This is a genomic window from Cytobacillus sp. BC1816, assembly GCF_051353635.1.
Lineage (GTDB): Bacteria > Bacillota > Bacilli > Bacillales > Cytobacillaceae > Cytobacillus > Cytobacillus oceanisediminis_C.
In genome coordinates this window covers 1,483,565-1,495,752 of sequence record NZ_CP195611.1, presented here as the reverse complement: position 1 = coordinate 1,495,752, position 12,188 = coordinate 1,483,565, and the positions used below count along the sequence as shown (strand labels likewise).

Annotated in this window: 14 protein-coding genes; 6 read left to right on the top strand and 8 right to left on the bottom strand. The window is 40.5% G+C overall.

Going from position 1 to position 12,188, the window contains the following annotated elements:
- Positions 1-16: 16 nt before the first annotated feature.
- The 6 genes from abc-f to ACR42H_RS07905 all read right to left on the bottom strand — a co-directional run bounded on the left by abc-f (position 17) and on the right by ACR42H_RS07905 (position 5,197).
- Entirely contained in the window at positions 17-1,795 is a 1,779-nt protein-coding gene (abc-f, locus tag ACR42H_RS07930; RefSeq protein WP_436375429.1) for a ribosomal protection-like ABC-F family protein, read from the bottom strand.
- 334 nt (positions 1,796-2,129) lie between these two features.
- Positions 2,130-2,330: a hypothetical protein gene (locus tag ACR42H_RS07925; RefSeq protein WP_113883277.1), complete on the bottom strand. Its 201-nt coding sequence runs from the start codon at positions 2,328-2,330 to the stop codon at positions 2,130-2,132.
- A gap of 324 nt (positions 2,331-2,654) precedes the next feature.
- Positions 2,655-2,777, bottom strand: a complete 123-nt coding sequence (locus tag ACR42H_RS07920; protein ID WP_076256871.1) for a YjcZ family sporulation protein — start codon at positions 2,775-2,777, stop codon at positions 2,655-2,657.
- A 48-nt stretch (positions 2,778-2,825) separates the two neighbouring features.
- Positions 2,826-2,927 (bottom strand): YjcZ family sporulation protein, encoded by a 102-nt coding sequence (locus ACR42H_RS07915; RefSeq protein ID WP_019381583.1) that lies wholly within the window; start codon positions 2,925-2,927, stop codon positions 2,826-2,828.
- Positions 2,928-3,103: 176 nt separating this feature from the next.
- A complete protein-coding gene (locus ACR42H_RS07910) occupies positions 3,104-4,660 on the bottom strand; it encodes a flotillin family protein (RefSeq protein ID WP_113883278.1) in 1,557 nt (518 codons plus the stop codon).
- Between the two features lie 15 nt (positions 4,661-4,675).
- A complete protein-coding gene (locus tag ACR42H_RS07905; protein ID WP_113883556.1) occupies positions 4,676-5,197 on the bottom strand; it encodes a hypothetical protein in 522 nt (173 codons plus the stop codon).
- Between the two features lie 297 nt (positions 5,198-5,494).
- On the opposite strand from ACR42H_RS07905, the gene ACR42H_RS07900 reads away from it, so the two are divergent.
- Together ACR42H_RS07900 and ACR42H_RS07895 are read left to right on the top strand one after the other, a co-directional pair.
- Complete coding sequence (locus tag ACR42H_RS07900) at positions 5,495-5,794, top strand: hypothetical protein (RefSeq protein ID WP_436375426.1); 300 nt, start codon at positions 5,495-5,497, stop codon at positions 5,792-5,794.
- Positions 5,795-5,915: 121 nt separating this feature from the next.
- Complete coding sequence (locus ACR42H_RS07895; RefSeq protein ID WP_436376874.1) at positions 5,916-6,722, top strand: glycerophosphodiester phosphodiesterase; 807 nt, start codon at positions 5,916-5,918, stop codon at positions 6,720-6,722.
- Positions 6,723-6,956: 234 nt separating this feature from the next.
- Here ACR42H_RS07895 and ACR42H_RS07890 read toward each other — a convergent pair whose 3' ends face one another.
- Both ACR42H_RS07890 and ACR42H_RS07885 read right to left on the bottom strand, forming a co-directional pair.
- A complete protein-coding gene (locus ACR42H_RS07890; protein ID WP_113883281.1) occupies positions 6,957-8,420 on the bottom strand; it encodes a UDP-N-acetylmuramoyl-L-alanyl-D-glutamate--2,6-diaminopimelate ligase in 1,464 nt (487 codons plus the stop codon).
- A 224-nt stretch (positions 8,421-8,644) separates the two neighbouring features.
- The gene (locus ACR42H_RS07885) at positions 8,645-9,385 is read right to left on the bottom strand and encodes a protein-glutamine gamma-glutamyltransferase (RefSeq protein WP_436375424.1); all 741 of its coding nucleotides are present in this window, start codon (positions 9,383-9,385) and stop codon (positions 8,645-8,647) included.
- Positions 9,386-9,623: 238 nt separating this feature from the next.
- Here ACR42H_RS07885 and ACR42H_RS07880 point away from each other — a divergent pair, with 238 nt between their 5' ends.
- The 4 genes from ACR42H_RS07880 to ACR42H_RS07865 all read left to right on the top strand — a co-directional run bounded on the left by ACR42H_RS07880 (position 9,624) and on the right by ACR42H_RS07865 (position 12,105).
- On the top strand, positions 9,624-11,060 hold the full coding sequence (locus ACR42H_RS07880) for a carbon starvation CstA family protein (RefSeq protein WP_436375422.1): 1,437 nt from the start codon (positions 9,624-9,626) through the stop codon (positions 11,058-11,060).
- A gap of 203 nt (positions 11,061-11,263) precedes the next feature.
- Positions 11,264-11,386 (top strand): 3-methyladenine DNA glycosylase, encoded by a 123-nt coding sequence (locus tag ACR42H_RS07875; RefSeq protein WP_436375420.1) that lies wholly within the window; start codon positions 11,264-11,266, stop codon positions 11,384-11,386.
- Positions 11,387-11,400: 14 nt separating this feature from the next.
- Positions 11,401-11,667 (top strand): hypothetical protein, encoded by a 267-nt coding sequence (locus ACR42H_RS07870; protein WP_113883285.1) that lies wholly within the window; start codon positions 11,401-11,403, stop codon positions 11,665-11,667.
- Positions 11,668-11,682: 15 nt separating this feature from the next.
- Entirely contained in the window at positions 11,683-12,105 is a 423-nt protein-coding gene (locus tag ACR42H_RS07865; protein WP_113883286.1) for a pyridoxamine 5'-phosphate oxidase family protein, read from the top strand.
- The last annotated feature ends 83 nt before the right edge of the window (positions 12,106-12,188 follow it).

The window sequence follows — 12,188 nt, the reverse complement described above, 5'->3', positions numbered from 1 at the left end:
GCCCGCCTTTTTGCACTTATTGATTTAATAATTTTCTTTTTTTAGTTATTAAGCCATTAAACTCTTTATCCAATTCTGCATATTTGCTGTCACCCGGAACAAGCAGGCTGAGTTCTCCCAGTATCGCACTGATGCGGTTATCAATAACCATAATTTGCTCTTTGGTGGAGTCATGATCTTTTTCCTGTTTGGAAGTCCTGGATTTCTTCTGATATTCCTTCAGGTCCATTTCAAATCTGGTAATTTTATTTTCTTCAAATACAAGTAACCTTGAGCTTAACTTCTCCAAAAAGTATAAATCATGAGAAATAATGATAAGCGTCCCTGAAAATTCTTTGAGCGTTTTTTCAAATTGTTCCCTGCTCGGCAAATCCAAATGATTTGTCGGCTCATCTAGTATTAGCACATCATATTCTTTTAAAAGCATGTCTGTAAGCTTGACCCTGATTCGCTCTCCCATGCTAAGCTGTTCAATCGGCTGATTTAACTTTGCTTCCTTCATCCCCAAATTCGCTAACAGGGTCCTTGCCTTGTAAATCATCATACGATCGGTGAGATCAAGTGCCTCAACGGCATTTTTTGTTAAGGGCAAATCATTGACATCCTGATTTAAATAAGCAATCTTTAAAGTGCTGCTGACCCAAAGTTCTCCATCAGAAGGTGGTACTTTATCTAAAAGCATACGGATAAATGTGGTCTTGCCTGCCCCGTTTGCTCCAAGAATCCCTATTTTTTCACCATGCTTGATATAAAATTGGCTATCCTCGAAAAGAGTCCGATCGCCAAAGCTTTTTGAGAGGTTTTTAGCTTCGATGATTCTCTTCCCTCTTTTGCCTGACGAATCAAATTGAAAATGTACTTTCGCCTCTTCTTCCGGCTTCTCAACTTTATTTTTATCCAGCTCCTGCTGAAGCCTTTTCATTTTTGACTTAATCTGCTGATCCATCTTTTTGGCTTTTACTCTGTGATATTCTTTAAAGCCCATCTGCCTATTCTCAGAAGGACTTCCGCCTTTAGTTGAGTCCCTGTGAGCTTTTTCAGACCATTTTTTTAAATTGGACATCTGGTTTTCGATTCGTTCGATCTCCTTCTGCTGAACATTAAATTGATGAAGCCGATCATCAAAATCTTTCCGTTTTTGCTCCCGGTAGTCTGTGTAATTACCCTGATAAATGGTGAGGATGCCTTCCTGCAATTCAAAAATTTTCCGGACAGCCTGATCAAGGAAATGACGGTCATGGGAAATGATCAGAACCGGGCCGCTGAAATTGCAGATTTCGCTAATGAGCCATTCGATGCCCTGTAAATCCAAATGATTAGTAGGTTCATCCAAAATCAGCATATCCGGGTTTGTTGACCAGACTTTAGCCAAAGAAAGCTTCAGTCTTTCGCCGCCGCTCAAAGAATCAAGTCTATCCGGTTCCCATTCATGGAGTTTTGAAAGACCAAGTTTGCTTGCCTGCTGAAGATTCTTTTCATTGTGATATTGGTTAAAATCGGAAATTTCACTGACAGAATAATCTGCCGACTGATGCAGGTAGCCAATTCTGCATGGCTCCTTCATCCGCTCGATCGTGCCTTTATCCGCTTGAATACTGCCGAACAATATATTGGCCAATGTAGTTTTACCTGTACCATTTAAGCCAACAAGGCCGATGCGGTCCTGCTGATAAATATCGAAGGCCAAATTAGAAAACACCGTTTTATCACCGAATGACTTTTGAAGATCCCTGGCCATGAGAATCGGCAGGTTATTATTGTTCTGATTGCCGATTAAACGTTTATTTGCACACATAAAAAAACCTCCCCATACCCGGAGAGGATTATGCACCCATCATTGGAAATGGTGCAAATACATAAAAAAACATGCGCCTAAATAAAATTTGCCGCTTACAGACAAATATAGTAAACATCCGTTCCGATACGGGATGACTAAAAAAGGCACACTAATCCTATGTTCTCCGGGTTAAACTTTTTAAATATAAAAAGATACCAGAAAAAATAAGATTATAACTTCATGCCCCTAAATCATCCTTTCAAACTCTTTGCTTGTAGTATATAAGCTTCTGGCTTTTTTTGTCAATAGGCAAATGATCGGCAGCTTGAATGCAAGCATCTGCCTGCTTTCATTAATCAATCCGGATATGCTTGTTGGTTAGCTCCTTAAGCATATTTAATATCGTTGCTCTTTCCTCCAGATTAAAACCGCTTACCCATTCTGAAACAAGCTTGTACTCGCTTTTATGCATTTTCCGCTGAAGTCCGCCCTCCAATATGGAGTATATTTCCCTCATCGTATTTTCCCGATCCTGTGTTTTAAGTTCATCCATTTTGCAAACCTCCCAATTTCGTTTATGCAGCTTCTTTTCCCTATTTGACTTATTAGGAAACACGAGTTTGCAATTGGTGAATTTGCTGGCTGATTTCAGGTTTTGTATGCGGAGACGGATTTTTACGCCTGGGTATTTGGTTATTTTGGGCGGTGCTTTTCCTTTTGCACGCGCTTTCTTGTATTATTGCGCGGAGACAGACTCTTTGCGCGCGGGTATTTTCCATTTTCGAGCGGAATTTGCCGGGGCTTCCAGCACTCACATCCAAAGGTATATATATGCATACAAAAGAAAAGCAGGTCCCCCTGCTTTTCTTTTAATCTATTACCACTTAAAGCAAGAAGCACCTACGATGATCAACAAGATGAACAGAACAACGATTAGCGCAAAACCGCCGCCGTATCCAGCTCCACCATATCCACAGCCGCCATATCCGTAGCCATACATTATAGAATCCCCTCCCTTACTAATAAACTATGTCACCATGTTTTATTATTAGAAACCACCGTAACCCCAAGAAGCACCGATAATAATCAGTAAAATAAACAATACAACTAAAAGGGCGAAACCGCCGCCGTATCCGCATCCGTCTGACATAGTCAATTACCTCCTTTGTTTGATTCAATATATCCTATTCAATTCACCCAATTTGTGCGATAGACGAATACACAGTTTTTATCGCAAAAAAGAAGCCTTCCATGGGAAGGCTTCTGATTTTTGTTGATATAACAGTATTTCCTGACTATCTTCCTTGAGAAAAATAGGCAATTTCATTATTTTTTATGAGAGAGAGTGGCTTGGATTCCTTTAGAGGATTGGACGGGTTCTTTTTCTTTAATTTCCTCAGTCAGCTGTTCCAGGCTTTGCCGGACGTTTCCTTTGCCAGAAAAATTTTGGAGCAGCTCCTTCACGTCTATGCCAGACGAAGCTTTCAGGCTTTCCTGCATCGTGGACATCAGGTTAGTGGCATAACCGGTTACTTTATTGGCCCCGCCATTATTGCTGTCACTTCCTGTATCAACCACTGTAATCTTATCAATATTTGATAGTGGGCTTGCAAGCTGCTTCGCATATTCCGGTAGCATGTTAATGACCATATCCATCATGGCCGCCTGGCCATACTGTTCAAACGCTTCCGCGATTTTCCTCTTTGCCTCCGCTTCCGCTAGTCCTCTGAGGCGGATGATTTCGGCTTCTGATTCACCTTGAGCGCGCTGTGAATCAGCCTTCGCCATCCCATCAGCCCTAACTCTTTCTGCTTCAGCACGGGCCTGTGATTCAATTCGATATTGGTTTGCATCCGCTTCGGCAATCTGCTTTTTCTTTTCAGCCTCAGCTGCCTGCTCAACAGCGTACCTGTCTGCATCAGCTTTCTTTTTCACTTCGGAATCATATTGGCGTTCTCTTCTTAAGATTTCTTTTTCTTCGAGCTCAATTTGCTTTTGGCGTTCAATGATCCTGATTTGCATTTCATGCTCCGTAACTTCTTGCTTTGCCCTGGCTGTCTCAAGGTCATATGCCTGGTCAGCCCGGGCTTTGGCAATATCCTGTTCCCTTCTGTAGTCAGCCATTTTCATTTGATTTTCCTTCTCAGCTTCCGCTATTTCTGTCGCTCTTTCAAGTTCTGCCTTTTGGGCATCCTTGGCTGCTTCCGCCCGTTTAATCCGGGTTTCCTTTTCAGCTTCAGCTGTGGCAATATCCGCATCCCGCTTTACCTGGGCAATTCTTGGCCTTCCCAGTGAGTCCAAATAGCCATTTTTGTCGCGGACATCTTTGATTGTGAAAGAAACGATGATCAGGCCCATCTTAGCCAAATCCTGTGAAGCAACCCTTTGAACCTCTTGGGAAAATTTATCCCTATTTTTGTATATTTCTTCGACTGTCATAGAACCCAGAATTGATCGTAAATGCCCCTCAAGAACTTCTTTCGCTTCATTTTCACGATCTTCCTTTGATTTACCAAGGAATTGTTCTGCAGCAGTAGCAATTTCTCCAATACTCCCTCCAATTTTTATGATCGCAGTACCATCTGCCATAACAGGAACTCCCTGTTCGGTATATACTTCAGGAGTGGTAACCTCCAGTTTGCTAGAAAGGAGACTCAATGGCTCTGCCTGCTGAAAGACCGGCAGTACAAATGTTCCTCCGCCTCGGATTATTTTTATCTTATTTCCTGATTCGTCCACATGGACATTTTTGCTGCCCAAATAACTTCCTGTTACGATCAACGCTTCATCTGGCCCTGCAGTCCGATATTTTGTAATGAACACACCAAGCAGCGCAATTAGCAAAAATGCTGCAATTCCAATTACAACCCAAATCATTATCATTTTATGTCCCCCTGTCTATAATTCTTTATAATCGATAACTTTAATAACTCCATTTTCCACTTCAACGATCAGCACATTGCTGCCTTCTGCTATGAACGTATTTTCATAGCTTAGAGCAGGCTTGGAAATTCTCCCGCTAATATTTTCAATCAAAACCTCACCGAAACCATTCTCTGGTATAGGAATTAATACCGTACCTAATCTTCCCCTTAAGGATTCATCTGTGTAAACGAGAGATTCTTCAGCAGTTGATAATGGTATAAGAACAAAAATATTCAGCATTATATCCAGCAGTCCTGCTATTCCAGCTCCTATCAAGAGAATGACCACGCTATTAAGAGAGGTTGTCATTTCAAAGATATAGCCTGCAGCGGAAAGAAAAGTGATAAATGCAAGAATCAGTACAGGATTTAGAAAGCTTCCCTCCGCAATTCCGTCAGCAATATCTCCAAAAAACACATACAAAATAATTAAGATGCCCGAAAAAACAAGTGTGAAGAGATATATTGTGTGAATAGGAAAACCAAATAGTTCCATTACATGCACCCTATCCATATTTTATTGTCCAGCTGTTCTATCCCATGCCTCCTTTCCCTTTTCTCTTAACGGATTAATTTATATACGGACAAAAACCTGTAATTGTTTCAATTTTCGCAGTTTTTTTCCATATTCATACTTCAATTTGTTCAGCTTGTCTAACTTTCAGCCCATTTTTGTCATTTTCATCTCTATTTCTGCATACCTTATTTTGGGATTAACATTCGCCACGGGGGATTAAATGCCGAAAATTGGTGGAATAGACGAATATATCTAGTTAGCGGAGGGATAGGGAACATGACAAGATCTGAATTGAACATAGAGAAGCCAAAGAGCAAATTTATGCTGATGACAATTGTCCTATTGGGCTTTTTTGCTGTCTTTACAGCATTATATTTTTATTCTCAAAGTCTCATTACTATAGAAGCCCCTAAAAAAGAACTAGGTGAGAAAATTATTATCCAGCTTCCTTCCGGAAAGAGTGTATTTACATATGAGAACTTGGTTGTTAAAGAAGATGGAAAGCTTTTTTATAAGGGAGAAAGAAATACACTGGATTTGACTGGCGGTACTATTGTTTATGAAGAATGGGAATAAACAGAGATAAGATACTCTGTTCCTCATCCCGAGGGCAGAGTCATTTTATTTTGAAGAAATCCTCTGCAGTTGACAAAATGTTTTCAAATCCTTTAAGATGAGCAAAAAATGGCGAGGAGAAATGACTTTGAAGGTAATGAAAAATGTTTTTTTTACAGCTTTAGCTACAGTTATTTCATTTTTCGGCATAAAGAAAATGACAAGCACCACTCACAAAATGAAAAGAATCGGACATCGGGGAGCAGCCGGCTACTGTCCTGAAAATACATTCCCTTCATATGACCGCGCGATCGAAATGGGTGCAGATTATCTGGAAATTGATGTCCAATTAAGCAAGGATGGAAAGATTGTTGTGATTCACGATTCACTTGTCGACCGTACAACTGACCATAAAGGCAAGGTGTCCGATTTTACCTTTGATGAGCTTAGAAAGATGGATGCCGGAAGCTGGTTTTCCCAAAAATTCCGCGGTGCCTGCATCCCTTCTTTTGCAGAGGTTTTAGACAAATATGCAGATCGAGTCGGGCTTTTAATTGAATTAAAAAAACCGTCCCTATACCCTGGCATTGAACAAATGATTGCAGAGGAACTAAAGAAAAGAAATTTTCACACAAAAGGGGACGACCATATTATTGTGCAGTCATTCGAAACCGAATCAATGAAAAGATTCCATGAATTGGTGCCGGAAATCCCTGTCGCCATCTTAATTAACTATCCGCCTGACACTGTTGAGATTAAAAATATTGCCAAATATGCCAGTTACCTGAACCCCAAATGGACTGTGGTTAACAAACGCGTGATCGATCTGATTCACTCAAATGGCATGAAAGCAATCGCCTGGACTGTGCGTTCCAGGAAAGAAGCAGAAAAATTGAAGCATTATCCACTGGATGGGATTGTGGCCGATTATTTAGATCTTATTGAATAACAAAAAGGATGCAGACCGATGAGGGTCTGCATCCTTTGTTTTGAGAGATGAGGAAGTATATATAAAATTCCGAAGGTCGATAACTGTCTAGCACAAGCAGCCTGCCCCTCGAGGTGAGGCTCCCAGGAAAAGGATGACTTCGCCAGCTTATTCATCGCACGACCAAAAGCGGCAGCTTTTGGGAGGATGGGCGTCATGCAGACGTTGCCACAGGGCAAGGCACTTCCGCTTCTCTTATAGCACCGCCTGTTTTCTTCCAGATTCCAGGAGCAAATTCAGGGTTTCCAAATCACTTTCAGCCGGAAGAGCAAATGGCTTTTGATAAGCTTCCGGCCCCTTTCCCGTGATAAAAATCCAGTCATTCTCCCTGGCTTCCCGCCATGCCTTCTGGATAGCCAAAGTACGGTCGGGAATCACTTCACCCTTTCCGCATCCAAATTCTTTATTCAGCCGTTGCAATTGGCTTATCATCTCATCCTCAGATTCATCATTTAAATCATCAGCCGTTAAGTAAAATTTATGGCAGTATTTTGCGGATGCCTTAATCATGTCCATGCGTTTAGATTGATCTCTGCCGCCGCGGAATCCATAGATTTGAGAGATTCTTTCCGCTCCCTGTTCCCTTGCTGCTTCCAGGCAATATTCAAACGCATCCACTGTATGTGCATAATCCACAACGAACTTAGCTCCTAAAGGGTGGATAATCGTTTCAAAGCGGCCCGGTATGCCCGGGAATGCAGCCAGGGCCTTAATTATATCTGCAGGGTCTATCCCCAGATCAAAGCCTGTCATAAAAGCCATTGCTGCATTATAGACATTATGGTGTCCCGGAAGAGGAAATTCAATTTCAAAAGACTGGCCTTTCATCTCCAAAATAAATACTGTTCTCCCATTAATAGCAACGTCTTTTATTGAACAGAACTTTTCATCACCAAGCATAATCAAAGGAATCTTTTCTTTTTGAAGATCCTCTGCCATTTTTTCTCCCCATGAATTATAGAAATTTATAACTCCTTTACCGCCGTCTTTTAACAAGGTGAAGATTTTCTTTTTATCATGAAAATACTGATCCATATTTTCATGATAATCAAGATGGTCATGAGCCAGATTAGTAAATAGCCCGTAGTCTAATTCCAGACCTTCAGTTCTTGATTGTTCCAGCGCATGAGAAGAAATCTCCATAACAACAAACTCATCAAGGCTTTTACTCAGCATTTTTTGGATCTGTAAAGCATCTGGTGTAGTATTGCTGGTCTTATATTCCTTGTTATTAATAATGTTGGAAACAGTTCCCAGGAGGGAGCATGTCCTGCCTGCAGCCTCCAAGATATGCTTTAATATATAGGCAGTGGTCGTTTTCCCGTTAGTTCCTGTTATGCCAATTATTTTATGTTTCCTTGATGGCCGATCATAAAAACAGCTTGCCAGCTTCCCCAGACTGGTTCTGCTATCCGTTACTTGTATATATGGCACATTCAATTCAAGGGCTTCTTCACCCACCACGGCAGCCGCCCCATTTTCAACAGCTTGTCCAATAAAATGATGTCCATCTGTCTGAAAGCCTTTTATCGCAACAAAAAGGCTTCCTTTCCCTACTTTGCGTGAATCCATTTCTACCCCTCTAATTTCAGGGTCGTTTGTAAAAACATCCATCTCCCCGCTATCCTTTAGGCACTTAATAACCTGGGATAATTTCATATTTCTGTCTCCTTTAATGTTTAAACAACAAGTAATTTGGTGTATATATCTATATTCATTATCTTTTGTTTTCCCACATTTACAGGAAATATGCCCTCTAAAGGACACAAATAACGGGGGAACGGGAAAATCGTCTTAATATACTAGAATTGAGGATAAATTTGGGTGAATGGCTTTCTGAAAATAAGCGATTCACCCTATTGAAATGCCAGCTTACTTCCGTATTAAACGATAGACAATGGCCGCTTTGCAAACTGGGATAAATACTTCACATTCAACCGGCTGTGCTGCGAAATAAGATAAGCATCTCTTGTAGCACCAGGTTTTCTTAACGTATTAAGAGCTCTTATCATCCCTGCTTCACTTTCCATGCCAACCCCATGACCAAAGAACATGCCTCCTCCCAAATAAACGGAATTCTCACCTGTCCAAACTGGATGATCATAGTCAGGATTATAAAAATAAACGACATCACCTGGTATGAAATTCCTGCCTCTTTTTGTAACAATCGATAGATCATAATCATAATTCCAGTCCCATACAAGAAGCCCCTGAAATAATGTATTGAAGCGGCTGACAGAGATGGAGTCCAAGACAGCTTTATAAAAAATCAGCACAATGGCTGTTGTACATTCAAAAGCATATTCCCAGCTGTTCGTAAACACATCCATAATCGCATCTGACGGTAAAACGGATGGATCGAGCAGGTATCCATATTTTGTCCCTCTCCATATGCGCGGATTGAAACGTGATGTGTTAAAGGGTGCAAATTCAACCCGGCTCGCATAAAGCTGTCTGGCTGCTTTGATGATATTCTCCCTTAGAAGGATATCAAACAGCAGTTCATGCATTGAATCATATTGATGAGTCTCCGGACTGCTCTCCAGGGCCAGATAAATTTCACGCTGAACACCAAAAAAGCTGGAAGCCCCCGGTTTATTTTGATTATTCGAAAGGATAATCATTGTCTTCCCCCCTTCAAATGAACTTATAGTAGCTTATGGTTTCTTTTGCAGGAGGGTTCCTTCATTATTTTTCTTCTCTTTTTTTACTCTCTGAAAAATGTAAGCGTTATTTATTATCGGAAAATATCTTTTTTCTGAAATAGACTTGCTTTTCCTTCTATTTTGCTTGTACAATATTCCACATATTCATAAGTTTCAGACTTTACATACAATTCATTTACAACAGGAGGCATATTACATGGTGACTTTTTTAGGATCGATGGTTTTGCTGGTGGCAGGATATGCCACTTATTCGAAATTAGTAGAGAAAATCTTTGGTATAAATGACAGTATCCCAACACCGGCATACACAGAAAATGACGGAATGGACTATGCTCCAATGAGCTGGTGGAAAGGCAGCCTGATCCAATTATTGAATATTGCAGGACTGGGGCCGATTTTCGGTGCTATCATGGGGGCTTTATATGGACCAGTTGCTTTTATCTGGATAGTGGCCGGTTCCATTTTTGCCGGTGCCGTTCATGATTATTTTTCAGGGATGCTCTCTTTGAGGCATAAAGGTGAGCAATTTCCCTCTATTGTTGGCAGATATTTAGGAAAACCGGCCAAAACAGCCATTAATATTTTTTCTATTCTCTTAATGGTACTGGTTGCCGCTGCATTTACCGCTGGACCCGCACAGCTTATTTCCAGCTTAACACCATTAAGTTTTATGGCTTCATTGTTCATTATTTTTGCTTACTTTATCCTGGCAGCTGTATTGCCTGTAAATCGGATTATCGGAAAAATTTATCCTTTTCTCGGAGCAATTTTAATTTTTATGGCTGTATCCATTGCAGTCGCATTGCTTTTCAGCGAAAAATCCATACCGAATGTAACGCTTTCTAACTATCATCCCGGAGAGCTTCCTATCTGGCCTTTACTGATGGTCACCATTTCCTGTGGTGCCATTTCTGGATTTCATTCAACACAAAGTCCGATTGTCTCACGCACACTGAAAAAGGAAAGCGACGGAAGAAAGGTATTCTATGGAGCAATGATTGGAGAAGGAATAATCGCTTTAATCTGGGCTGCAGCGGGCATGACCTTTTTCGGGGGAACAGGAGGTCTGCAGGAAGCCTTAGCTGCTGGAGGCCCAGCTGGAGTTGTTAATGAAATCTCGAGCAGCCTCCTAGGTACATTCGGTGGGATACTTGCTATTTTTGGCGTTATTATTCTCCCGATTACAACCGGTGATACAGCTCTCCGCTCTTCAAGAATGATGCTGGCTGAATCGCTGTCCTCTTTTATGAAAATAGATGGAAGATGGAAGGTTGTCATCACCACTTTGCCAGTGGCTCTTCCAACTTTATACCTTGCAACAATCGATTACTCTTTCTTATGGAGATATGTTGGGTGGACAAATCAGGTTACAGCTGCAGTCATGCTTTGGACCGCCACGATGTATCTCTTGAAAAATAAGAAATTTCACTGGATTTGCGGTGTGCCTGCATTGTTTATGACTGGTGTAGTATCCACGTATATTTTCTATGCACCCGAAGGCTTTCAGATGGATTATCAATTGTCGATGATTATCGGTTCAGTCATTACACTTGCAATTGCAGTGTGGTATGTTTACCAGATAATAAAACATAGACAGCTTGGCAAAAATAGTACCAGCTTAACAGCGGCTTAACTGTAAAAATGCACCTCATTCACAAGAGTGAAGGTGCATTTTTTAATTGGCTGATAACCTTCAGCTCAATCCCCTTTTTTCAGATTTCAGTTGTTGTCTGTCTTTCTTTTCGGTTAGCCCCGCACTCTGGATATCTGTCCCGTTACGTTTTACTCTTCATGAAGCGGGTAATGAATACTAACAGTTAAAGGAGGTTTTTTACGATGGCAGATAAATACAAGTCAGAAAAAAATAATTCTATAGAACAAGAAAAAAAGAAAGAAGACAACAAAGATATTGAGCCCCAAAGAGAGCCTGAAAAACCTCAGGAAGAACAGCGGAATTAAGGAGGATGTCTAAAATGGCTGACAAAAACATTCAGGATGGAAAGATGGATAACCCCGAACAATATAAAACCGAAAAAGAAAGTTTATTTGACAAGTATGAAAGTGAGAAGAATGTAGATCCTATCCCAGTGGAAGACTTAAAACAGGAAAAAGAAGAAGAAAAAAACGGCTCAAAAATTAAGAGCAGCTCTTCTACAGAGGAAAAGTACAAAGCTGACTTTGAAACGATAAAAAAGAAAAAGCTGTTTGGCGATAAATATGACGATGGAACAAGGACATAAGAAAGGCAGGATAGTATGAGTCAAAATAACCTAAAGGAAGAAATCATGAATGTATTGGAAAACAGCAAAATAGGCACCCTTTCTACCGTAAAAAACAACAAACCATATTCGCGCTACATGACATTTTTTAACGATAATCTTACCTTGTTTACACCCACCAGCATTCAGACAGATAAAGCAGATGAAATTAAAGCTAACCCAAACGTTCATATCTTAGCAGGATATGAAGGTGAAGGGTTTGGTGATTCCTATGTAGAAATTGAAGGAACTGCTTCTATTAATGATTCGGATGATTTAAAAGAAAAACTATGGAATGAAAATATGGAACCATGGTTCGATGGTCCAAACGATTCCAATTTAATTGTTCTTGAAATTAACCCGGATAAAATAACACTGATGAACATAAAGGAAAATTCTACAAGAACACTTGATTTATAAACCAAGACGCCTGGCATCGAATAACGTGCCAGGCGTCTTTTATTGTATGCTTCCATCATATTAGCCAGTAGCATATTTTCTAT

Bases quoted from the DNA above. Each gene is read 5' to 3' on its own strand.
- abc-f (WP_436375429.1), bottom strand. From the start codon at position 1,795: ATGTGTGCAAATAAACGTTTAATCGGCAATCAGAACAATAATAACCTG.
- ACR42H_RS07925 (WP_113883277.1), bottom strand. From the start codon at position 2,330: ATGGATGAACTTAAAACACAGGATCGGGAAAATACGATGAGGGAAATA.
- ACR42H_RS07920 (WP_076256871.1), bottom strand. From the start codon at position 2,777: ATGTATGGCTACGGATATGGCGGCTGTGGATATGGTGGAGCTGGATAC.
- ACR42H_RS07915 (WP_019381583.1), bottom strand. From the start codon at position 2,927: ATGTCAGACGGATGCGGATACGGCGGCGGTTTCGCCCTTTTAGTTGTA.
- ACR42H_RS07910 (WP_113883278.1), bottom strand. From the start codon at position 4,660: ATGATAATGATTTGGGTTGTAATTGGAATTGCAGCATTTTTGCTAATT.
- ACR42H_RS07905 (WP_113883556.1), bottom strand. From the start codon at position 5,197: ATGGAACTATTTGGTTTTCCTATTCACACAATATATCTCTTCACACTT.
- ACR42H_RS07900 (WP_436375426.1), top strand. From the start codon at position 5,495: ATGACAAGATCTGAATTGAACATAGAGAAGCCAAAGAGCAAATTTATG.
- ACR42H_RS07895 (WP_436376874.1), top strand. From the start codon at position 5,916: ATGACTTTGAAGGTAATGAAAAATGTTTTTTTTACAGCTTTAGCTACA.
- ACR42H_RS07890 (WP_113883281.1), bottom strand. From the start codon at position 8,420: ATGAAATTATCCCAGGTTATTAAGTGCCTAAAGGATAGCGGGGAGATG.
- ACR42H_RS07885 (WP_436375424.1), bottom strand. From the start codon at position 9,385: ATGATTATCCTTTCGAATAATCAAAATAAACCGGGGGCTTCCAGCTTT.
- ACR42H_RS07880 (WP_436375422.1), top strand. From the start codon at position 9,624: ATGGTGACTTTTTTAGGATCGATGGTTTTGCTGGTGGCAGGATATGCC.
- ACR42H_RS07875 (WP_436375420.1), top strand. From the start codon at position 11,264: ATGGCAGATAAATACAAGTCAGAAAAAAATAATTCTATAGAACAAGAA.
- ACR42H_RS07870 (WP_113883285.1), top strand. From the start codon at position 11,401: ATGGCTGACAAAAACATTCAGGATGGAAAGATGGATAACCCCGAACAA.
- ACR42H_RS07865 (WP_113883286.1), top strand. From the start codon at position 11,683: ATGAGTCAAAATAACCTAAAGGAAGAAATCATGAATGTATTGGAAAAC.